General features: G+C 33.1%; 16 protein-coding genes and 3 pseudogenes. 7 read left to right on the plus strand and 12 right to left on the minus strand.

The features are described 5' to 3' along the window. The 3 genes from G468_RS0110240 to G468_RS0110250 all read right to left on the minus strand — a co-directional run. Positions 1 to 241, minus strand: a 241-nt coding sequence (locus G468_RS0110240) for a transposase (protein WP_026823047.1), incomplete at its 3' end; no start/stop codon positions are given. A gap of 45 nt (positions 242 to 286) precedes the next feature. Further along, the gene (locus G468_RS0110245) at positions 287 to 991 is read right to left on the minus strand and encodes a hypothetical protein (RefSeq protein ID WP_026823048.1); all 705 of its coding nucleotides are present in this window, start codon (positions 989 to 991) and stop codon (positions 287 to 289) included. A 1,015-nt stretch (positions 992 to 2,006) separates the two neighbouring features. Further along, entirely contained in the window at positions 2,007 to 2,297 is a 291-nt protein-coding gene (locus G468_RS0110250; RefSeq protein WP_026823049.1) for a helix-turn-helix domain-containing protein, read from the minus strand. A gap of 960 nt (positions 2,298 to 3,257) precedes the next feature. Between G468_RS0110250 and G468_RS0110255 the strand changes: the two genes are divergently transcribed. From G468_RS0110255 to G468_RS0110270, 4 genes and pseudogenes are all read left to right on the plus strand, one after another. Continuing rightward, positions 3,258 to 4,040 (plus strand): DUF1460 domain-containing protein, encoded by a 783-nt coding sequence (locus tag G468_RS0110255; protein ID WP_026823050.1) that lies wholly within the window; start codon positions 3,258 to 3,260, stop codon positions 4,038 to 4,040. A gap of 967 nt (positions 4,041 to 5,007) precedes the next feature. Beyond that, positions 5,008 to 5,998, plus strand: a pseudogene (locus tag G468_RS20480) (hypothetical protein). 118 nt (positions 5,999 to 6,116) lie between these two features. Further along, positions 6,117 to 7,259, plus strand: a pseudogene (locus tag G468_RS20485) (DUF4056 domain-containing protein). Between the two features lie 241 nt (positions 7,260 to 7,500). Next, entirely contained in the window at positions 7,501 to 8,298 is a 798-nt protein-coding gene (locus tag G468_RS0110270; RefSeq protein ID WP_026823051.1) for a protein bax, read from the plus strand. Between the two features lie 132 nt (positions 8,299 to 8,430). On the opposite strand, the gene gntU is transcribed toward G468_RS0110270, so the two are convergent. Both gntU and gntK read right to left on the minus strand, forming a co-directional pair. After that, positions 8,431 to 9,792, minus strand: a complete 1,362-nt coding sequence (gntU, locus tag G468_RS0110275) for a gluconate transporter (RefSeq protein ID WP_026823052.1) — start codon at positions 9,790 to 9,792, stop codon at positions 8,431 to 8,433. Further along, positions 9,789 to 10,332, minus strand: a pseudogene (gene gntK, locus G468_RS20490) (gluconokinase). The gene gntU and the pseudogene gntK overlap by 4 nt, the downstream one beginning before the upstream one ends. A gap of 386 nt (positions 10,333 to 10,718) precedes the next feature. Between gntK and zur the strand changes: the two are divergent. After that, complete coding sequence (gene zur, locus G468_RS20495; protein ID WP_034249745.1) at positions 10,719 to 11,183, plus strand: zinc uptake transcriptional repressor Zur; 465 nt, start codon at positions 10,719 to 10,721, stop codon at positions 11,181 to 11,183. 197 nt (positions 11,184 to 11,380) lie between these two features. On the opposite strand, the gene lexA is transcribed toward zur, so the two are convergent. After that, complete coding sequence (gene lexA, locus G468_RS0110290) at positions 11,381 to 11,995, minus strand: transcriptional repressor LexA (protein ID WP_026823053.1); 615 nt, start codon at positions 11,993 to 11,995, stop codon at positions 11,381 to 11,383. Positions 11,996 to 12,095: 100 nt separating this feature from the next. Continuing rightward, positions 12,096 to 12,470: a diacylglycerol kinase gene (locus G468_RS0110295; protein WP_026823054.1), complete on the minus strand. Its 375-nt coding sequence runs from the start codon at positions 12,468 to 12,470 to the stop codon at positions 12,096 to 12,098. A gap of 123 nt (positions 12,471 to 12,593) precedes the next feature. Here G468_RS0110295 and plsB point away from each other — a divergent pair, with 123 nt between their 5' ends. Continuing rightward, complete coding sequence (gene plsB, locus G468_RS0110300; protein ID WP_026823055.1) at positions 12,594 to 15,044, plus strand: glycerol-3-phosphate 1-O-acyltransferase PlsB; 2,451 nt, start codon at positions 12,594 to 12,596, stop codon at positions 15,042 to 15,044. A 96-nt stretch (positions 15,045 to 15,140) separates the two neighbouring features. Here plsB and ubiA read toward each other — a convergent pair whose 3' ends face one another. The 3 genes from ubiA to pgi all read right to left on the minus strand — a co-directional run bounded on the left by ubiA (position 15,141) and on the right by pgi (position 18,424). Then, the gene (gene ubiA / locus G468_RS0110305; protein WP_034249747.1) at positions 15,141 to 16,001 is read right to left on the minus strand and encodes a 4-hydroxybenzoate octaprenyltransferase; all 861 of its coding nucleotides are present in this window, start codon (positions 15,999 to 16,001) and stop codon (positions 15,141 to 15,143) included. 28 nt (positions 16,002 to 16,029) lie between these two features. After that, positions 16,030 to 16,563, minus strand: a complete 534-nt coding sequence (gene ubiC / locus G468_RS0110310; RefSeq protein ID WP_034249744.1) for a chorismate lyase — start codon at positions 16,561 to 16,563, stop codon at positions 16,030 to 16,032. Positions 16,564 to 16,774: 211 nt separating this feature from the next. Then, positions 16,775 to 18,424, minus strand: a complete 1,650-nt coding sequence (gene pgi, locus G468_RS0110315) for a glucose-6-phosphate isomerase (protein WP_026823058.1) — start codon at positions 18,422 to 18,424, stop codon at positions 16,775 to 16,777. 269 nt (positions 18,425 to 18,693) lie between these two features. Between pgi and lysC the strand changes: the two genes are divergently transcribed. After that, positions 18,694 to 20,073: a lysine-sensitive aspartokinase 3 gene (gene lysC, locus G468_RS0110320; RefSeq protein ID WP_026823059.1), complete on the plus strand. Its 1,380-nt coding sequence runs from the start codon at positions 18,694 to 18,696 to the stop codon at positions 20,071 to 20,073. 68 nt (positions 20,074 to 20,141) lie between these two features. Here lysC and G468_RS20500 read toward each other — a convergent pair whose 3' ends face one another. Both G468_RS20500 and G468_RS0110330 read right to left on the minus strand, forming a co-directional pair. Next, positions 20,142 to 21,572 (minus strand): tetratricopeptide repeat protein, encoded by a 1,431-nt coding sequence (locus G468_RS20500; protein ID WP_051297041.1) that lies wholly within the window; start codon positions 21,570 to 21,572, stop codon positions 20,142 to 20,144. Positions 21,573 to 22,221: 649 nt separating this feature from the next. Then, entirely contained in the window at positions 22,222 to 23,094 is an 873-nt protein-coding gene (locus G468_RS0110330) for a hypothetical protein (protein WP_026823060.1), read from the minus strand. Between the last annotated feature and the right edge of the window lie 199 nt (positions 23,095 to 23,293).

Consider the following 23,293-nt stretch of genomic DNA (forward strand, 5'->3'; position numbering starts at 1 on the left):
AAATAATGTTAATAGTTCCATCCTTTGACCATCTGTTGAAACGGTTATAAACGGTTTTCCATGGGCCGTAACGTTCAGGTAAATCACGCCATGGGGCGCCTGAACACAGTATCCAGAACATGCCGTTGACGATTTTGCGATGTTCTGCCCACGGCCGACCGACCCGCGAAGATGTCAAAACGGTTGGCAACAAGGGCTCAATGATTGCCCATGCTTCATCAGAAAGATCGTAGCGAGCCATAATTCAAAGTATCGTAGAAACAGATGGATACTATAGCTCAAGCAATTAAGGGACACAGCCTAGTGAGCCATTATTATTATCTTGCCCACTACTATTACCTTCCTGCCCACTATTTCCATTTTGGCCACCACTATTATCAATTGAACCATTGTTATTCGGCTTACTATCATTATTATTCAACGTCACCACTCTAAAATTACTTAAAAAAATTGAATTTTCATGGGCCAATGTATTTTGGTTATTAAATGCTAAAATAGTGGCTCCAATTTTTTTCTTTTCGACAATACCACTTCCTGTAGTAGGGCCTATTTTATAGATCCGAACATCAAAATTATGTGTTATCTGATTCCAAATATCTTCATTCCAACAAGTCGCGATATTATCTAAATCTCCTCTCCAACCTTCAGTAGGAAATGATAAATCACCACACATCGATTGGACCCCAAACGAATAACCGATATCCTCTATATTAGTTTTATATACTCTAATTCCATCTATATAGGTAGCAAATTCACCATAAGCTTTTCCCCCTGTTCGCATATTTGCTGTATTATTATCATCACAACGATAAGTTTGAAAAGAACCTAATGAAAAAGTATCTAATAGAGTTGAAACAGGCGTTTCATTTTTTACAATAATATCTCTTCCACTTATTGTTAGTAGTCCAGCAACAGCGCTACATTTCGCAAAGGCTAAATTCATACAATAAAAATTACAGATAATAAAATTAATTAATAACATGATCCTCATATGTGTTTTCCTTTTTTAAATAATATTAAAATTATTAATAATAATAAATAAATTCACCACAATTTATAAATTAAATTATACATTTCAAATCAACTATTATATTAAAAACTAATCTATTAATTCATATGCCATTAGATTAAACGCACTAAATATTATATATCTATATATAAAATATTAAATATAATGAAAATGTTATTCGATTATCAAAACAGCTAAATTAATTTAGCTTTGTTATAATTAAAGGTATTAAGAAAGTAATCAGAATGACCTTAACTATTTTTCAATAATAATTAATTTCCTATTCAATATATTTATACAAAAATAAATTCTTATGTTAGTAAAAAAATAAAAATATATTCAATTAGAAACCTTATTACTTATTAACATCATTCTCATTATAACTGTGGACTAAGATATCTTATTTATACTAGTAACAAAAGCACTATCTGACAATTACCTAAAAATATTATATGTAACAATAAATTATACAAATTTACTTTTAAATCATAGTATTATATTATTATAATTAACGGTTAATAATAGTTTTATTTTTTATCTTTATCAGCCAGATATTTCTACCGAGAGAATAGATTTATTTATTCCATGTATATAAAATCCTAACAACTCAATATTTATATTCTATGATTATTTTATTTTTCAATTTTTATAGAAATAAATATAGTAAAAAATATAGTAAAAAATATATTATATGGTTTTTAGCATACAAGACTGAATTTATTATTTTTTTATATTAAATCATAATCAAAATAGAATAAAAACATTTATACAGGACAAAATTTATTAAATTAAAATTTTAATTTTTTAAAGATTTAATATGATTAATTGCATGAATATTTATATTAACACATAGTTATTCAATATTGCATTATAGCCAAATCTATATTATCAAATAATAGTACTATTGACTATTGTAAAAATTAATTGACAAAATATAGTAATTTTAAAAATAAAATATCTTAAATAAAATACAAAGCTAAATATAATCTGTATTTAATCATTCTAAAATAATACTTTCTGCTAACAAGGAAAATTCATCAGATTGGGCATTACTCTGCTTCTTTTTTGATTCGTTTTCTATTAGTTCAGCAAAAAATGAATCAATTGGTATATTTAACGCTTGAGTAATTGAATATAATGTATTTACTTTAATGTCATTGACACCACGTTCATAACGTGAGAGTGGTTGTTGGCTAACCCCGATTTTTTTAGCTAATAATTCTCCAGATAATCCTTTTTCTTTTCGTTTAAATTTAATCATCTTACCAATATTTATACTAATACTCATATATTATCCTTATTCAGAGATAAAAATTATTACTAGTAAACAAGACTTAGTCTAAATAATAAATAACGTCATTATTTACTCTTCTTAATATAGAAAAATCAACTACAACTTACCACCTCTTGACTAACAAATGATCAACCTTAATAGTATAATAGTTATTCTATTTTCAATGTGTTAATATGAAATTTTATCCAATCATTTTCAATAAACAACCAGTAATATAAAAAATATGATATTTAGTATACAGTTTTCGTATCATAATAAAATTTTTCACCTAACCTATAGTATAGCTAAGATTATTATTATTTAATAAATCATTAATAAACATACCTTAACAATACTTAACCTATAATATCGTCACTTATAATCATAAAAAGTGATTTTTTTTAATGACTTATCTATTAAACAGCAGTGCGATGGTTTTCTAAAAAACTATACCAAATTACATTAATAACTATCGATATGCTATTAATTGCACAATCATCACATTATATAAACAATAATTACATCATTATTTATTAAATTAATATAAAATTATTTTTTTCTAACATTCTTAAGTTTTATAAAATGAACCATTAACTATAAAAAATCCATATAGTAATATAAAATCATAGCTAAATACAAACTCAATCTTATCTATCGCCAATAATCAATATTTTTTAAATTGATACTATTTATTATTTTCATCTCTTTCAACCAACTAACAATAATGAAAATATATATAAAATAACTTACATATAAAAGCAACTAAGATTGGTTATAACAATATATCATTTCAAATAAAATCATATTGTTAATTAATTTTATATAAATAAAAATTTATATTATTTCATTATTATTTATATCATAAAGTTATATAATAAAACTAAAAGTTATTAATCAAATAAAACAATATATTTATCAATTTTATAAAAACCTGATATCATTTACGATCAATAGTATGGCGATAAGGAAGTTTGTATGCTCAAATCCATTGTTTTGTTCTTAACATTAATTTTATCCAGTCACGCTGTAGCCTATAACATAGAAATTGATAAAAAAACGGAACAAGAATTGGATAAAATAATCTCGACCAAAGTTATTCCTAATCAACATGCTGAAAGAAGCTTTCTATTAAATGAAATATCAGCATCTTTCCTAGATACACCTTATCAGGCTAATACACTTATCGGCTCACCTATTATACCAGAAGATCTCGTTGTCAATTTCAATGGTGTTGACTGTTTCACTTTACTTGATTACATACAAGCCATTAGTCATTCAACCAGCAAACAAACATTTTTAGAAAATCTGAAAAATACACGCTATATAGATAGCAATGTTAGTTACTTAAAAAGAAAGCATTTCTTCTCTGATTGGTTTGCTAATTCTCCACAAAATGCTAATGATATTACGAATAAAATAAGTGATAACTATATCACCGTAACCAAACATCTTAATCTTAAATCCGATGGGGGCAAATTTATTCCTAATTTAAACATCATCGAGCGCAAAATTAATTATATTCCATCAGAAAAAGTAAACTCACACACATTACAAAAATTACAAACTGGAGATTACATAGGAATTTATTCAAAACTGGATGGCTTAGATGTTTCTCATGTCGGCATGGTTATTAAAAAAGGAGAACAAATTTATTTTCGGAACGCTTCATCCCTCACAAAAAATATGAAAGTTGTTGATATACCTCTACTAGATTATATTCGCTCACGGCCAGGCATTATTGTTTTGCGTTCTATTTAACAGTTTAAATTTTGATTCATACTCTTTGATATAATAAGTTCAAAGAGTATCTATCTTTTTAAAAATAATAGTAAAAAACCACTCATCAAAATAAATAAATGCATTTATTCTAGTCAGCCACTTCAACACTCACTCTCAATAATTTAAAATTAGACAAATAAATTAACAATAATACAAATAAGAAAATTTAAAATAAAAAAGCTACTATTTTTATAGTAAAAAGCACTAACACGATAAAATTTCTACTATTAAGAGCAAAATAACGCATCCAATATTAGATAAGTTAAAGACATCTTATATTGAAAAAATGCCCCCATCAAAAAAAGTAACCATAGTAATTATCAAATAGATAACTAATTAAGCAATCGATAAAATTAATACACTGCTGTTTCTGTTATTTTTTAATGAACTCAAATGATTGTCTACCTTGAGTCTAATCAAAAAACATTTAAATAACATTTATTAAAATAATTTCAAAATATATTTACATATTCACCACTAAAAAACCCAATTTCTACTACAATCATCTGATGAAACTAATCATCATAGGATTTATTCACATTATCATGGCACATTTAAACAAGTTTTATATGTTTTAGTTAATTAAAATTTAAAAAATAGATAATCATAAATACAAGTTAATTTTGATATGACTATAGCCCATCAATCAGAGTTATATTTTTCATAAAAAAAAATTTATAGGATTTTCATGAAGAAATAGAATAATTTGATTTTCTATATTGAAAATATAATCTGAATGCTTTTAACTACAAAAACTGACCATAATTAAAAAAATATTCGACAATAATTTATATTTCTACAAATTTATAGGATATGCAATGTGACTAACAAAAATATTTAATAAATAACAATATAGCTGGGTCACTCTGCTTAATCAAAGTCAGCTATTCCGGTTTGCTACTCTACTTTTTAAACATTTTACATATTAAATGGTGTCCTTAAATCAATGAAATCTATTCACCTTTATAAAATATTGTTACTAATAACGACTTTTACTCTCCCATACTCCAGTTTTGCACAAGAGCGGCCATTATTGTCAATCACGGTAAATGAGTCCTCTTATCAGCAGCAACGAGATGATGATCTATCCCGGCCAGCGGTACAAAGTGAGTCCCGTATTTTGCCAATTTGGGGTAATGGGTAATGAAGCACGAGCTAGCGGTTATGTTCTACCTGAACCATTTGGTATTGGTTATGGCTATATGAACCTACGGCAGGACGTAGTCGTAGATAAAATTAATTTTATCTCACCAAAATACCCAGGATTTTCTGATTTAATAACAATAAATGCCGGCCATACCCGCGAGAAAAATGAATCCCATATGTTAAAATTAGATACTTGGATATTACCTTTTTTAAATATATATGGCGTTTACGGCAAAACCAAAGGTTCCTCGAAAACCAGATTGGCTGGCGTTTATTTGGCGGGGGCAGAACTAGATTTTGCACGAAATATGCCTTTCGTATTAGATTTTGAAGGGAAAACCTACGGTGGTGGCGTTGTTCTTGCCGGTGGGTATAAGCAATTCTTTGCTACCTTAGATGCAAATTATACGCGCACTAACCTTGATATTTTAGACGGCGATATCAGTGCGTTAGTTATCACGCCGCGCATCGGCTACGAGTTCACTTTTCAACCTTTATTATCAGGTCAAGGTAATACCAAAGTACAAGTTTGGTTAGGTGCAATGTACCAGGATATAACTCAACGCTTTAAAGGTAATATTAGTAACCTGAATCTACCCGAGGAATTCGCTAGCTTAGTTAAATTGCTCGATGATCCTAATATGAAATTTGATGTTAAACAACATCTAGCACACAAATGGAATAGCACGATTGGTGCGAGAATAGAAATTACTCGTCACTTTAATATCTTATCTGAAGTAGGATTTAATAATCGCAATAGTTTTTATATCTCGGGCGAATTACGTTTTTAAATAAAATAACATTACTAATTAAGTTGATTGCTTTATGTACTTCTGGCCGATACCATCAATCTTCAAAAAAGATAATTCAGCTAAACAGAATGGATTACTGTATGTGAAAAATTGGAGGTTGAATTTGAAATTATTTATTCAGGTCATCAGTTTTTGCATTTTCTTAATCAGTTGTAAAGAAAATACGACAACTTCAATAACCATACAGCCAGTACTAAAAACAGAAACTGACGAAGAAGCACATAGGGTTTGGCCTGTTATGCAATCAATAGCACCACCGTAAGGCTTAAGACCTTGTTGTGCTTTTGGCTATAACCTTAAAGTTAAACTGTGGCAAATACCAATCCCTTTTTATCGAATTGATAATATTGTTGAAGCAAACAAACTAGGTGAACATCATTACAATGATAGCTTTTGGGGAACTTTGACAGCACTTAGCGGACTTAGTAAAGAAAAATTAGGCCTTATTTATACTGAAAAAGGCGGCTTTATTGACATTGCCCATGTAAAAGATACCGCAGATTATACCTTATATCTTTTTACTGAAATTTTTGCTCATCTGGGAGAAAATTATCAAATTCAACTGGATGATGAATTAGCTGCCAGAAAAATACAACTTTTTGTGTCTAAACTATCAATCTCCTATATTGAACGTTATACATTAAGTGCTTATCTCGCTGCTGAATTAGCGTTTGAATTAGCTGCCTGGCATGAAATTGCTCAAAGTTATGGCTATGAATCGGTACCTGGTTTTTCTGAAGGCATTTCCGCTTTTTCACCTGAAGATCTCTATTCCAACCTGTTAGGTGCTCGTATTGCCCTTACACTGATTTTACAAGGTCAAGCAAGTTCAGTGTCACAATTTAGTGCTGGTATGACTAAAACATTACCATCAGCATTAAAAGAATTAGGCGCATACGCTAAAAACGAAACTCAACAAATGTTCGATCAAGTCGATAGTCTATGGTGGAATAGCAAAATGCATGTCCCTGATAAATTTTTGCTCCTAAAACGAGATTATGAAACCAGTAGTACCCGTATGCCAGTCATGCCACTAAAAAATATCCAATACGGGCACAAACTGTCACTTCCGCAGAATTATAAGCACTATAAATTAGCCCAATTTGCGCAACTACAGCTGTGGCCAACAAAATTTTCTACTGTATTACCCGCTAAAAAAGGTTATTGGACGCGTGAAGACTTTCCACAAATAGCGAAATTTACTGAAATTCGCGATAATTTGGAATTAGAGCAGCAATAAAATCATTAATTTTGGCTAAAAATAGAGTAGTTCCCCATGTAATTGATTAAATAACTTTAACTATATTAAATCTCATTAAAATTTAACTTATTGTAAAATAACAATAAAATTATTTTTCATTAAAATTAACAAATTAAAACTAAAGTATAACTAATAAATGGCTAATAATAAGTAGCACTTGTTAAATTTATCTGCTAGGATTTGTGCAATTTTTGTTCAACTTGAAACGAGGAGAAGCGCCATGCCCTCTCGAACGATGAGGACTAACGCCGTCTTCGCTTTCTTGATGTTATTGTTATCAACTAGTTTTAGTTATTCATCAACCAGTACGAGTTTGTCTCTAAATGAGTATTATCACAAACCTGTGCAGACAAAAGAACTAACCCGTCTGCCTGATATGCGAAAATATCCATCAGGAGCGGCTCGCAAGAAAGCGTTTTTAAAAGCAATTGTCCCAATTATTGAAAAATATAACTACAAGATCATGCAAGATCGCCAGTGGTTATTATCCAAGCGTTACAATAAAAATTGGAACGCCGCTGACAAACAACGACTAAATCAGATTTGCACCAGTTATAATATACAATGCAGTTCACCTGCTAGCTTAAACTGGAACAATCTACTAAGTCGTGTGGATATTATTCCTACCCATTTTGTTGTTACCCAAGCAGCAACAGAATCAGGTTGGGGGGCTTCTGGATTAGCACAGAAAAATAATAACTTGTTTGGCATGAAATGCGGTCGTAAGTGTACCTATAGCAAAGGTACCATCAAAGGCTATGCGGTATATTCATCTATCGATGCATCTGTCAATGCATACTTAAGAAATTTGAATACCAATAACGCATATCAATTATTACGCAATTCACGCGCACAGCAACGTAGAACTCAGAATTCATTAAATACCAGTGTATTAATTGACCATCTGAAAAATTACTCACAACTTGGAAGAGAATATAATCGTTATTTACAACAGATGTTCTCAAGTAACGAAGAATTAATCACCCAAGTTCAACAGAATATGCCAAAGCATATTTGATCAACTTTGCTGTAATAATTACTAAAAATAAAATCCATACATTTATCGTGTATGGATTTTATTATTTTTTAACATAAACACACTGATCGCTACCAGAATAGCATCATTTAAAATCCATTTTATTTGCTAACTTCAAAGAAAAACAAAAAATAGCATCCCTACAATCGCACCAACTGTGCCTAAAATGGTTTCCATTAAAGTCCAAGTTTTTAATGTTTGGGCCTCAGTAGCACCAGTAAATTTACTAAATAACCAAAATCCAGAGTCATTTACATGACTTAATACAATTGATCCGCCAGAAATACAAACAGCCAAAGCAGCTAATTGAGCGCCAGAATAGCCAAACTCACTAATAACGGGCAATATAAGTCCAATAGTTGTTAAACAAGCTACTGTTGCTGAACCTTGAATAATACGTACAGCCCCCGCTAAGACAAAACAGGCCAATACGATTGGTAAACCTGTATTCATTAACGCATTACCCAATACTGGCCCAACCCCTGAATTTATTAAAATTTGCTTAAAAACGCCTCCGGCGCCTGTGATGAGTAAAATAATTCCTGCCGGTTGAATCGCTGCTGAGCAGATCTCCATCACTTTTTCTCTATTCATACCATAGCGAAACCCTAAACTATAGATAGCCAATAAACAAGCTAACAGCAATGCTATAAATGGGTGGCCAATAAATTCTAACCATTGCTCTGCAATAGAATCTTTTACCAAAAAATAATTACTTAATGTTTTCAATCCTACCAATGCTAAAGGAAATAGTACGATTAATAAGCTGAACATAAAACTCGGCATTTTGCCTTTTTTGCTCTCATTTCCTTGATAATTTTCAGGTAACGCAATAAAAACATGCTGGCTAATAAAATTACCAAATAATGGCCCGGCGATAAGCATTGCAGGAATAGCTGCGCATATGCCAATCAAAATCATCCAACCAAAATCAGCATTCATCTGAGATGCAACTAACATAGGCGTTGGACCTGGAAGTAAAAATGCAGCGGCAGCAGCTACACCGGCAAAGAGTGGTATAGCTGTTTTAACAACATTGCCACCTAAACGGTTAGTAATGGTGAAAACAATACCAATTAATAATACGATTGCGACATCAAAAAAAAGTGGCAATGCACAAACCAATCCTGTAATACCAATGGCTAAATTAGTTCGTTTTTCACCAAAACAAGTGATTAATTTGATGGCAATTTGCTCTAATGCGCCCGTTTCATGAAGTATTCGGCCAAACATTGCGCCTAAAGCCACGACAATTGCCAAGAACCCTAATGTTCCTGCCATACCTTCTTGCATTGTTTCTATAATTTTTTTAACCGGCATGCCAGAAAACAGTCCCGCTAAAATAGAAACCACCATCAATGCAATGAAAGCATGTAATCTTGCATACATAACCAGAAACAACAATAAAAAGACAGCGCCTGCAGCAGTCAATGTCAACATCAGCATATTTAATGTTTCAGGTATAGGCGTGTTCATCTATTTTCCTTAGTAATAATTTCATCAATTAATTTTACTGTATTATCAATAACCTCAACTAATGGTGGCTTAATATCGATGACATACACATCTTTTTCATCATTACTAGGTACTTCTAAAGTGTCAAACTGTGAGACCAACATATTTGGTTTGAAAAAATGATTTTTACGCTTTTTTAATCGGCCTTCTATTAATTTAAAATCTCCTTCAAGATAAAAAAATGACAGAATGCTGGTTTCCATTTCTTAAAATATCTCGATATTTTTTTTTCAAAGCGGAACAAACAATCAAAGAAACACTGTTTGTTCTTTGCATAGCAAAAATAGCATCACTCAATGCCTTAAGCCAAGGCAGTCGATCAGAATCATTCAAAGCATGGCCATCCGACATCTTGTTAATATTGGCGCGAGGATGCAAAAAATCACCATCTAAAAACGCTGCTCCTGTTTTCTGAGCGATCCCTCTCGCAACTGCAGATTTACCACTACCAGATACCCCCATAAGTATAAAAACATGGTGTATTTTTTTGGTATCACTCATTAAAAACTCCGTTAAAAAATCAGGCAATATATAAAATGTTACTGATAATTATCAGTTATAAAAAAATAATATAATAGATTTGTGATAGGAATCTCAGTAAAGCGGAAGATCTGATCGCAAGTAAAACTCGTTATCAATTTTATAGCTCTCAATATAAGCAGAAATAATTTATATTAATTCCACTAGCTAGTTGAAATTAATCATCTTAATTACTACTCACAATATATCCCATTTTCCAATTAAGTATCCGTTTCTAACATTAGAAAATAAAAAAACATTATTAGAAAATAGTAAAAGATATTATTTATTTTAGAACTATGGTAGATATCAAAAAGTATAAATATGATAATATCATTATTATAATGATCTTCACATTAGGATAATTCATGACAAAGCAAGATCAGGAAAAAATATTGTCCCAAGCAAAGAAAATATGCCAAGCGCGTAATGTACGTTTAACGCCACAAAGAGAAGAGGTATTGCGCCTTATAGCAGCCCAACCTTGTGCTATTAGTGCTTATGATTTGCTTGACCTACTTAGAATTTCTGAACCTCAAGCTAAACCACCTACCATATATCGTGGTCTAGAATTTCTTTTAGAACAAGGATTTATTCACAAAATAGAATCAACAAATAGCTATGTTATTTGTCATCATTTTGAGGATCCTAAACATACCTCAGTTATGCTAATTTGTGACAGTTGCGGCAGTGTTGCCGAGAGTAATGGTCAAACAGTAGAAACCGCTATTATAAAATTAGCCAAAAAGACTGGTTTCCAGTTATCCCATACCGTTGTTGAAAGCCATGGACTATGCTCGCCTTGCTACAAAATCGAGAAAAAATCGTGTTAAAGCTCTGCATTACTAGAGTTAAATAGAGATACAAAGGCCAGTTGTTTATACAATCGGCCTTTATTAAATAATCAATAAAATTTAAAATAACTTACTTAATACCAATTAATTACAAATCAAACAAATTTAGAAAATAATAATATTGTTCTCAATAAATTAAACTGAATTTACTTAAAAATTAATTAGATGTGAAATGACTAAAATGAATTACTATTACGAATAATACCAACAGCGAGTCCTTCAATAGTTAAGTTTTGTGTGCGCAAATCCACAATAATTGGCTCAAATTCAGGATTTTCAGCAATTAATTCGACTTTACTACCCGCTTGCTTAAAGCGTTTAACCGTTACTTCATCATCAATACGTGCAACAACAATTTGCCCATTATGGACCTGCTGTGTTTTATGTACAGCTAGTAAATCACCATCGATAATTCCAATATTTTTCATGGACATACCATTAACACGTAATAAAAAATCAGCACTAGGTCTAAAAATAGTGGCATCAATCCGATAATGGCTTTCGATATGCTCTTGGGCAAGTAATGGTTCTCCTGCCGCAACCCGACCAATAAGTGGTAATCCTTCATCCTCATTTTCTTCTTGTAGTAGCCGGATACCGCGAGAAGCGCCAGAAACAATTTCAATCACGCCTTTACGCGCCAATGCCTTTAAATGTTCCTCTGCTGCATTTGGTGAACGAAAACCTAAACTTGAAGCAATTTCAGCGCGTGTGGGAGGCATACCCGTTTGCGAAATGTGTTCACGCACCAGATCATAGACCCGCTGCTGCCTCAATGTTAATTCTTTCATTTCGCCCCCTATTATTGGCATTCGCACATTGTCACTGTAAGTATATACAGTTATATGAAGATTTTAAACTGATAAATGTGTAAAACCCTATTTTTTATAACTAGCTCACGAAATAATGATTACCAATCACAACTGCCCAAATAAAAATAGCTAACCAAATTGAAACAAAAACAGCCGCTGAGCCTATATCTTTTGCTTTACCGGAAAGTTCATGTAATTCTGTACCAATCCTATCAACCACTGCTTCAATCGCACTATTTAATAATTCAACAATGGCTATTAATACCACTGAACTTATAAGTAATAACCGTTCGATCCATTGCACATCAAGGAAAAAAGCCACAATAATAGCGATAACCACAATAATTGCTTCTTGTCTAAAAGCAGCTTCACTCTTCCAAGCTGATTTTAACCCTTTCAGCGAATAACCGGTTGCTTTAATAATTCGGGTTAGTCCCGTTGTTTGGTTTGCCATAAAATTTACTCTCTAAATACAGTTATATATGGGATTTAGTATAATTATTATCTTTTAAACAGATATTAATTACTATTTCTGATATGCTTGGGTAGGATTCTAATAAGAGGCTATCGCTCACCTATGTCATTTTGGCGTAAAATTTACTATAATCTATTAGATTTACCAATGAAATTATTGGTAAAAAGTAAGCTCATACCAGCAGATCCAATGAAGGAATTGCATCTTGATACGACACGTCCTTTTCTATATGTATTACCTTATCATTCTAAAACGGACTTATTGACGTTACGTCAACAATGTTGTTCTATTGGCTTACCTGATCCACTCGATCCGATTGAAATAGACGAAATTAAATTACCTGCTTATGTCTTTATCGATGATGGCCCGCGTGTCTTTCGTTATTATTCGCCAGATCCACGTAAAGACTCAGTAAAAACATTTACTGCTTATCTTGATCTTCATTGCCATAATCCCGAACTAAACATTCAGATGCTACCCGTATCAGTGATGTTCGGTCGAGCGCCTGGTCGAGAAGGCCACTCACCAGCACCACCATTACGTCTACTTAATGGTATCCAAAAATTCTTTGCCGTTATCTGGTTAGGACGTGACAGTTTTGTTCGTTTTTCACCTACTGTCTCTTTACGCCAAATGGCTAGCGAATATGGTACTGATAAAACTATTGCCAACAAACTTGCTCGAGTCGCCCGCATTCACTATTCACGGCAACGATTAGCAGCAGTTGGCCCCAAGCTACCTGTTCGCCACGATCTATTCAAGAAGCTGTTAACTTCAAAAGCGATTGAAAAAGCAGTTGAAGATGAGGTTAAAGCAAAAAAAATCTCTCTTGAGAAGGCAAAACATAATGCGATTGCCATGATGGAAGAAATTGCCGCTAATTTTTCCTATGAAGCGATCCGTATTACTGACCGCGTACTGAGTTGGACTTGGAATCGGCTCTATCAAGGAATTAATGTGCAACATGCCGAGCGTGTGCGCCAATTAGCGCAAGATGGCCATGAAATTGTCTATATTCCTTCTCATCGTAGTCACATGGATTACCTATTACTTTCTTACGTACTTTATCATCAAGGCTTAGTTCCTCCTCATATTGCCGCAGGTATCAATCTTAATTTCTGGCCTGCAGGTCCAATTTTTCGTCACTTAGGGGCTTTTTTCATTCGCCGCTCTTTCAAGGGCAATAAACTTTACTCCACCATATTTCGTGAGTATCTCAGTGAACTGTTTGCTCGTGGTTATTCAATTGAATATTTTGTTGAAGGCGGCCGCTCTCGCACAGGCCGACTACTGGAACCAAAGACTGGCACGCTGTCAATGACCCTACAAGCAATGCTACGAGGTGATTCCCGTCCAATTACTATTGTCCCTATTTACATCGGTTATGAGCATGTATTGGAAGTTGCTACCTACGCTAAGGAACTAAAAGGTGCAGCAAAAGAGAAAGAAGGCTTTTTTTCCATGTTAAGAGGTCTACGCAAGTTACGTAGACTAGGACAGGGTTATGTTAATTTTGGTCAACCGATTGCACTAACGCAATATTTAAATAAACATGTCCCAGAGTGGCGCCAATCTATCGATGATATTGAGCCTCAACGTCCAACATGGTTAAATTCAACCGTGACTCGGCTAGCTAATAAAATCATGGTTAGAATTAACAATGCCGCTGCTGCCAATGCGGTCAATCTATGTTCAACAGCTTTATTAGCTTCACGCCAGCGTGCATTAACCCGAGAACAACTGATTGAACAAATAGAATGTTACCTGCAACTATTAAGGAATGTGCCTTATAGTGATGATAGCACAACACCTAATAAAACTGCCGATCAATTGTTAGCAGACGCATTGGAATTGGATAAGTTTGAAGTTGAGCATGACAGTATGGGCGATATTGTGGTATTACCACGTGAAAATGCAGTATTGATGACTTATTATCGAAATAATATTATGCATTTATTGGTTTTGCCTTCTTTGGTAGCCAATATCGTATTACATAATGAAAATGTTCAACGTCAGGAGATTGGTTATCAAGTTGCACTTATCTATCCATTCCTAAGAGCAGAACTCTTCATGCGATATAGCATGCAAGAATTGCCTGAATCGATCGATATTCTGTTGGATGAATTGGCACGCCAGCAACTAATACTATTAACAGCAGAAGGTTTTGTAACTATCAATCCAGCTCGTATTCGCCCTCTTCAGCTTTTAGCAGCTGGTATTAAAGAAACGCTACAGCGCTATGCAATTACACTTTCGCTACTTAGTACAATCCCTGCAATTAGTCGAGGAATACTAGAAAAAGAGAGCCGTATTCTCGCTCAGCGTCTATCGGTACTCCATGGTATCAACGCACCTGAATTCTTTGATAAAGCAGTTTTCTCCACTCTGGTAAATACATTAAAACAGGAAGGTTATATTAATAGAGAAGGCGATGCGATTATCAGCGCGAATGTACAACGACTTTATCGAATTATCGCTAAGTTAATATCTCCTGAGGTTTGTTTAACCATTGAAGGAGTCAAACACGTTACTCATGAGCCATTGTCTAAATAAATTATTTTCATATCAATATAGTAACGTAAAAAGAATTTAGATTGAAATCGACCAAAATCATTTAGGATAATCACTCTAGATTATCCTTTTTTATAATTAAAAATAATTTAATAGGATGCCAATAAATAAAACCAACCCCACATAATTGTTATTCATAAATGCTTTAAAACATAATGCAGGTTGACGACTGGCAATGAGTTTTTGTTGATGGATAAATAAGACTAACACAAATATCAAACTGGCATAATAAGGCACCCCTAAATCTAGCTGTTGCCCTATATAAAATAACACCAGAATCATAGCTAATTGTAAAATACCAATAATCAATTTATCAAAATGAGCAAAAATAATTGCGGTTGATTTTATCCCAATTTTTATATCATCATTGCGATCAACCATCGCATACTGGGTATCATAAACAACAGACCAAATGATATTAACCAGAAATAATAACCAGCACTCCAAATGTAAGGACTTACTAACTGCTGCATACGCCATTGGAATTGACCAACCAAACGCAGCACCCAGCACAATCTGGGGAAAATGGCTAAATCGTTTGATAAATGGATAAATCCAAGCTAATAACAACCCAATCACCGATAACCAAATTGCCATCTTATTTAAGGTCAAGACCAATATAAATGCAATAATGATCAATGATAAAAATAGTGTCTTAGCTTCTTTTTCTGTTACATCACCATTTGGCAGAGGACGCTCTCTGGTTCTTGCAACATAACCATCAAATTTTCTATCTGCAAAATCATTAATAACACAACCAGCCGCACGCATCAAAAAGACACCCACAGTAAAAATTAACAAAATAAAAAGATCTGGTAACCCTCGGCTTGCTATCCATAATGCCCAATAAGTAGGCCATAGTAATAGTAAAATACCTATCGGTTTATCAAGACGCATTAAGCGAAAATAGGCGCGCCATTTATTCAATTTCAACGTCATTTGCCCTGCCAATCTATTTGTCTCCTTATTATTTCGTATAGATAGGTGAATCTGGCAAAAAAAGCTCTGTTAATAGTAAAGGTTTAGCCGATAACCTTAACAACGAACGCCTTACCCAACAATTATTCTGTATACCTAAATTAATATAATCACGAGTTAAATTATTTCCACTAAATAGATGGTGCCCTAATGGCACATTGCCTAAATTTATTAATTTGCGTTCTGGACCCGTTAATGTCTCTTCTGGGATCACTGTCCGCCCATATAACCATGGGCAACCATCACCAAAAAGCACAACTTCACGTAACCAATAGCGTTGACTATTAGGCAAAAGTTGAGCTTCTTCGTTCTGACTATCTAATAGAATAAAACCTTCTTGATAAGGTTTTACAGTGACTTGCTGACAATAGCGTGCCAGACGTTGAGTCATTGAATCTAATTCGGTTAACCAATTATATATTGGATCCGGTACATTAATTTCTTGCGCCGCAAGCCACTTAATCGGTTGATTGCAAAAAAGTGACTTATTATTTATATGGTTTATTTTTACAGCTACGCCCATAGAATACTTCTCTCATTCTATCTGGAAATTAAAAATAGAAGATATCATGCTGATAATGAATGAAATGATAGAATCTGCTAATTTATATAAAAAGTTATCCCTGATTGCAAAATTTTTATTAATTTTGCAATCTTTATATTAGCAAGAAGTGATCTATCTGGCAGTTTATTTACTATAACCAAAACCTGCTGTTACTAGCTTTGTTAAAAAATTATTGGCGCCAAGCTTTAAAACAATTAATCAATCCATTGGTAGAGGTGTCATGACTATCAATTTCAGCCTGAGTTGCCAACTCAGGTAGAATACGACCGGCTAATTGCTTACCTAGTTCGACGCCCCATTGGTCAAAACTAAAAATATTCAATATAGCACCTTGCACAAAGATCTTGTGTTCATACATCGCAATCAAAGCGCCTAACGTATATGGCGTAATTTGATTAACAAGAATAGAGTTAGTTGGGCGATTACCTTGGAAAACTTTATAAAGTGCAACATTGGCCATTTTAGCCGGATCTTGGCCGGCAGCTTTAAATTCTTCGTCCACTTCAAGCCGATTTTTGCCAAATGCTAACGCTTCTGTTTGAGCAAAAAAATTAGACATTAATTTGTTATGGTGATCACTTAATGGATTATGACTAATCGCAGGCGCAATGAAATCACAAGGAATAAGTTTGGTACCTTGATGGATCAACTGATAAAAAGCATGCTGACCATTAGTTCCTGGTTCACCCCAAATGATAGGCCCCGTTTGATAATTCACTTTTTCGCCATTACGATCAACATATTTACCATTTGATTCCATATTGCCTTGTTGAAAATAAGCCGCAAAACGATGTAAATATTGATCATAAGGTAAAATGGCCTCAGTCTCAGTAGCGAAAAAATTATTATACCAAATACCGATTAACGCTAATATTACCGGAATATTATGCTCAAAAGTCGTCTCAGCAAAATGACGATCCATTGCATGAGCACCGCTTAGTAATTGCTCAAAATTATTAAATCCGATGGAAAGAACAATCGAGAGGCCAATAGCAGACCACAATGAATAACGGCCACCAACCCAATCCCAGAATTCAAACATATTTTGGGTATCGATGCCAAATTTGGCCACCTGTTGTTCATTGGTTGATAAAGCCACAAAATGTTTTGCGATCTGACTCTCATCCTCTGCAACATCTAAAAACCATTTTCGGGCAGTCAGGGCATTAGTCATTGTCTCTTGGGTGGTAAAAGTTTTAGAGGCAATCAAAAATAATGTTGTTTCAGGTTTAATTTTTTGCAGTGTTTCAGCAATATGACTGGCATCTACATTGGAAACAAAATGCATATTTAAATGATTTTTGTAAGGCTTGAGTGCTTCTGTCACCATATATGGGCCTAGATCAGAACCACCAATACCGATATTAACGACATCTGTTATTGCTTGACCAGTATAACCTTTCCAGTCACCATTAATAACACGCTCACTGAAACAACGCATTTTATCTAACACAGCATTAACTTGTGGCATAATATCAAAACCATCAAGCTTTATCGGGCTATTGCTACGATTACGTAAAGCAATATGCAAAACGGCTCTATCTTCTGTTCTATTAATTTTCTCTCCAGAGAACATGCTGTTAATTGCGATGCTTAATTTTGTTTCTTTTGCTAAATCCAGTAATTTACGCAATGTATCATCAGTTATACGATTTTTAGAAAAATCAACCAAGATCTGGTTATTAAAAGTTAGTGAAAACTTAGCAAAACGGTCAGCATCATTAACAAAAAGATCACGCAGATGGATATCTTTTACTGTTTGATAATGTTGTTCTAATTCGCGCCATGCTGCTGTTAGACTTGGATTAATGTTTTCCATTGAAATACTCTCTATCTTTCTTCAAATCAGATTTACAACTACCAATGATTGGATAGTAACTCATTCGCTCTAGCAATTTCACTTCTTTTAATGCCATCCGCTGGTTAATTTAATTGCAGCCACGCATCATTAATAGAATATTGATAAAATTGATAATCTTCTTGGCATTATAAAAATTATTGATTTTGCTAAAAATAAATTGACCTTCAGGCAATAACCCGATACTGGTAGATTAATTGTTCGCTATTCAAATACATGGAGATAGCATTATGTGCGCAGTTTCCACCGCCTCCGCAAATAAAAAATTTATTGTTGCCAAGTTTGGTGGTACCAGTGTCGCTAATTTTGATACCATGTGTAAAAGTGCGGATATCGTTATTACCAATAAAAATGTGCGGATTGTTGTGCTTTCAGCTTCAGCAAATATTACCAATCTATTGCTCAAACTTACTGAAGCGTGTAATGACAATAGACGTAAAGCACTATTAAAACAAATTCGTCAGCGCCAATATACGATAATTAATCGTCTAGGTAACCCCTCTAATATTCAGCCAATCATTGACAATTTATTAGCAAGACTCACTAGTTTATCTGAAGTCACGACACAATATCCACTTATTGCCCGACAGATTGATGAAATTGTTAGCTATGGTGAACTGATGTCAAGCTACCTATTTGTTGAAATTCTACGTCAGAATGGCGTAAACGCAACCTGGTTTGATGTTCGTAATATTATGAAGACCAATGATAAATTTGGTAAAGCCGAACCTAATCAGCAACTATTAAAACGACTAGCAGATAAATATTTACAACCTAAGCTGCATGAAAGCCTGATTGTGACTCAAGGTTTTATTGGCCAAGATATGGCAGGCCGGACAACAACATTAGGGCGCGGAGGTAGCGATTACACTGCCGCACTAATTGCAGAAGCGCTATCCTTTTCCCAGGTTGATATCTGGACGGATGTAGCCGGTATCTATACGACCGATCCGCGTATTGTTGCTAGTGCCAAATCAATTAGCGCTATCACTTTTAACGAAGCAGCAGAAATGGCTATATTTGGCGCTAAAATCTTACATCCATCAACATTATTACCCGCTATTCGAGCAGAAATACCCGTCTTTGTTGGCTCAAGCCAAATGCCGGAAAAAGGTGGCACTTATATCTGCACCAGTACTGAGAAACTGCCTCAATTTCGAGCGTTAACGATACGGCGAAAACAGACGCTCCTTACTTTGCATAGCCTGAAAATGCTCCACGCTCGCGGGTTTCTTGCTGAGATATTCACGCTATTGTCGCAACATCATATTTCTGTTGATCTCATTACTACATCTGAAGTTAGTATCGCTTTAACCCTGGATACTACCGGCTCTACCTCCACCAATGGCAACCTATTAACTGAGACTTTAATGACAGAATTAGCCAAATTATGCCGTGTAGATGTTGAGGAAGGATTAGCACTCGTTGCCATTATTGGTAACAGCTTATCGCAAATAAATGGTTTAGGAAGTAAAATTTTTAGCGCACTAGCAACATATAATATTCGTATGATCTGTTATGGGGCGAGTAGTCATAATATTTGTCTTCTGGTATCCGATAAAGAAGCAGAGACGATTATTCAAAAATTGCATAAAAATCTTTTTGAATAACCGAGATATCATCACTGCTTAAAATGACAAACGGAACGGTGAGATTGACTTTGCCAATCAAAAGTTACTTAGTCATATTTTTCTGATAATTTCAAATCTGTTGACTTCATAACTGAACTCGTTTGTAGTTGTTTAAGATTTTCTTTCGCAGTGGCATTATTAAGCTTTGCCGCAGTTGCAAACCACATAATAGCGCGAAAAATATTTTTTCTTATTCCCTGACCGGTAGCGTATAATACCGCTAAATTATTTTGTGCATCGCTCTCTTGTCTATAGGCAGCAGATAAAAACAGTTCACTGGCTTTTTGTGGGTTTTTTTCAGTACCTATGCCATATAAATAAAAAAGTCCCAGCTGATTTTTTGCCTGTGGTATTTTTTGTGCCGCTTTTTGCATTAAGCTAAATGCATTTTTAGGCTGCTTATTAATACCTTGCCCAACTAAATAAAGTTGCGCCAATCGGTATTGCGCTTCAGCTTCACCACTATTTGCCATGATCTGATACAATTCCGCCGCTTTAATAAGATCTTTCTTTATACCAATACCTTTTTCATAATAATAAGCAACTTTCATACTTGCATCAGCATAGCCAGCATTCGCTAATACCTCATACCACTGCCTAGCTAAAATAGCATTCTGCTCTACTCCGTAGCCATGTTGATAAAATTCGGCAAGATGATACTGAGCATCGATATGTCCTTGTTCTGCGGCTCGCTTATACCAATAAAAAGCCTGATAATTATTTTTTTCTAAATACTCTCCATCATCATAAATAAATCCCATATTATATTGAGCAATAGCATCACCGCTATATGCTGCGCGCCGATACAATTCAATGGCATAAGCCGGATTTTTTTTGACCCCATAGCCTTTCTCATAAATCTGGGCTAAATTATTCAATGCGCCTAAATCACCTAAATCAGCGCTTTTCTCATACCACTCTTTGGCTTTGTTATAATTTTGACTAACACCAAATCCATTCTGGTATAAATATCCCAGAACAAATTGCGCATAAGCATCCTGCTGCAAAGCGGCTTTTTCATACCAGTTTTTAGCTTGTTTATAATCTTTATCTACGCCTAATCCGACAGTATACATATAACCTAAACCAGATTGAGCATAAGGATCACCTTTGTTTGCGCCTCGCTGCAACCAGGTTATGGCAGCTTTATAATCTTTTTTTCTTTGATTAATCACTCCCATATAATAAAAAGCATCACTATTGCCTTCTTTAATTGCTTTTTCGAACCAAAAACTAGCTTTGCCAATGTCTTCTTGTATATCTTTGGAGCCATAAAGATAAGTTATTGCAACATTCATTATGGCGTTCATCTCACCTTGAGAAGCTTTTTTTAATTGTTGCCCAAATGAGTCGTTTTTCTCTTGTTCAACGGATTGCGTATTATTTGCTATATTCATGTCAATTTGTGGCAAGACATCACTCTTTGCCAACGAAAAATTGAATAATATCAAGCAAGTTATAAATAATTCTTTTTTCATTAAGTTCACTATCCAAATATTGATTTGAACCAAAAACTCGAGGATAGAAACTATATTACAAAATAGAAAACGTTAATAATATTTTTACATTTTTAAAACAAAATCACATTCAACACAATTGGATTAAATATATTTTATCCCTTTTACATCCCTTATTTACTAATACTCATTATCATGCCCAAATTTACTAAACTATTTACTGGATTTTTGCTGATAAACTGGCTAACTCAATAAAAAAGGAAATTTTTCTTTCCTTCCATTGATTTCATTTAATTTTCTAAATAATTCAAACATTATGCAATCAAATCAGAAATTGATAAGCTACTAACAATTAATAATAATGAGAGAATGGCAAAAATTAAGCAAAATATTTTTTATTATATGCTAATATTTGATTTTTTTAGTTAATATATCTGGCGATTTAAATAGTCTTAATGACATCGTTAAATATATTCAAATCTTAATTAAATTCAATGGTAATATAATACTATTCTGTTACTAAAAGAGTTTTTATTAGTAAATAATTAGAAAAATTTATTAAAAAAATTCTTAAGATTGGTAGAGCAATTGAAATATTAGATCGCTCTAGTTAATCATAATCAATGAAATATAAAAACCCTCTTTTTACAGAGGGCTAAGAAATAAATAATTATTTATCCATAATAATATTATAGTATTCTGCAAATATGGTTGGATTTTGTTTTAACTGATAAGATAAAAAATTTTCTGTTTCATTTCTCATGTTATTAAAATGTAGTTTTAATTTCATAGCTATATCTTGTTCTTCTTCATTAGCTATAAATGATTGCTGCTGGAATTCAGTTAAAGATGAAATTATATTACTAAAATAATCAAAACACTTCATTTTAGCCCTAATATAGGTATGCAATAATTCTTTATCTTCAGATAAGTTATTTAGTATTTCTGAAGAAAATTCTTCTATCCCTAAACGTTCTTGATTACCTTCTGTAACACCTGTAATATCAAATCCTCTTTTTTTTTCATTATTAATAGTCAACTTAACATTATCCTGCATAAATTGCAAAATCTGCTCTTTTCCTACATTACTCCCGATATCTAAATATTGAGAACCATTAATTAAAGGTATCTTTAATGCATTATGTAATTCAACCATCGGATCAGAAAAGATAGTAAATTTATGGCTAAATAGATTACCTACTGAAAAAATCACTTCATTATTATTAATTATTTCTAACTGAAATTTTACCTTCTTTTCTTTGACAAACTCTATTAAGGCAAAAATCTTCTCATAAACGACTCTAGGCGCTGGTATAGAATTATCCCAGTTTGATTGATATAAATGTAATTTTTCTTGTTTAATCTCTTGTTCTATTTTTTCTTGTATTTTTTTATCAATAATGCATTGATTGTTCAATGAAAACCAATTTTTTAACAATTGTGATAATTCATCATTATTATGCATCAAATCTTGTGATGCTTTATCTATATGTGTAGATTGAGTATGCAAAAAATTTCTAAAACGGACAGAAAAAATGTTCATAAATATATCCTTAAAAATAGTTGTCCCTGTAAATAAAAATACTCGGCCTAACTATTTTACAGATATAAATAAAATGGCATTTACATTTAAAAGCCAAATTTTTATAAAAAACAAATTTCACAGTAATAAATAATCACAAATTATTGTTTTACGCTGATTCATTTAAAATGAAAATAAATTTGCACGATATGGAGCTAAT

The sequence above is a fragment of the Arsenophonus nasoniae DSM 15247 genome, from assembly GCF_000429565.1.
Taxonomy (GTDB): Bacteria; Pseudomonadota; Gammaproteobacteria; order Enterobacterales; family Enterobacteriaceae; genus Arsenophonus; species Arsenophonus nasoniae.

What these genes read in the sequence shown, in the direction of transcription:
- G468_RS0110255 (WP_026823050.1), top strand. Translation starts at nt 3,258, where the DNA reads ATGCTCAAATCCATTGTTTTGTTCTTAACATTAATTTTATCCAGTCAC.
- lexA (WP_026823053.1), bottom strand. Translation starts at nt 11,995, where the DNA reads ATGAAAGAATTAACATTGAGGCAGCAGCGGGTCTATGATCTGGTGCGT.
- G468_RS0110245 (WP_026823048.1), bottom strand. Translation starts at nt 991, where the DNA reads ATGAGGATCATGTTATTAATTAATTTTATTATCTGTAATTTTTATTGT.
- G468_RS0110330 (WP_026823060.1), bottom strand. Translation starts at nt 23,094, where the DNA reads ATGAACATTTTTTCTGTCCGTTTTAGAAATTTTTTGCATACTCAATCT.
- G468_RS0110250 (WP_026823049.1), bottom strand. Translation starts at nt 2,297, where the DNA reads ATGAGTATTAGTATAAATATTGGTAAGATGATTAAATTTAAACGAAAA.
- gntU (WP_026823052.1), bottom strand. Translation starts at nt 9,792, where the DNA reads ATGAACACGCCTATACCTGAAACATTAAATATGCTGATGTTGACATTG.
- G468_RS0110295 (WP_026823054.1), bottom strand. Translation starts at nt 12,470, where the DNA reads ATGGCAAACCAAACAACGGGACTAACCCGAATTATTAAAGCAACCGGT.
- G468_RS0110270 (WP_026823051.1), top strand. Translation starts at nt 7,501, where the DNA reads ATGCCCTCTCGAACGATGAGGACTAACGCCGTCTTCGCTTTCTTGATG.
- G468_RS20500 (WP_051297041.1), bottom strand. Translation starts at nt 21,572, where the DNA reads ATGAAAAAAGAATTATTTATAACTTGCTTGATATTATTCAATTTTTCG.
- zur (WP_034249745.1), top strand. Translation starts at nt 10,719, where the DNA reads ATGACAAAGCAAGATCAGGAAAAAATATTGTCCCAAGCAAAGAAAATA.
- pgi (WP_026823058.1), bottom strand. Translation starts at nt 18,424, where the DNA reads ATGGAAAACATTAATCCAAGTCTAACAGCAGCATGGCGCGAATTAGAA.
- ubiA (WP_034249747.1), bottom strand. Translation starts at nt 16,001, where the DNA reads ATGACGTTGAAATTGAATAAATGGCGCGCCTATTTTCGCTTAATGCGT.
- plsB (WP_026823055.1), top strand. Translation starts at nt 12,594, where the DNA reads ATGTCATTTTGGCGTAAAATTTACTATAATCTATTAGATTTACCAATG.
- lysC (WP_026823059.1), top strand. Translation starts at nt 18,694, where the DNA reads ATGTGCGCAGTTTCCACCGCCTCCGCAAATAAAAAATTTATTGTTGCC.
- ubiC (WP_034249744.1), bottom strand. Translation starts at nt 16,563, where the DNA reads ATGGGCGTAGCTGTAAAAATAAACCATATAAATAATAAGTCACTTTTT.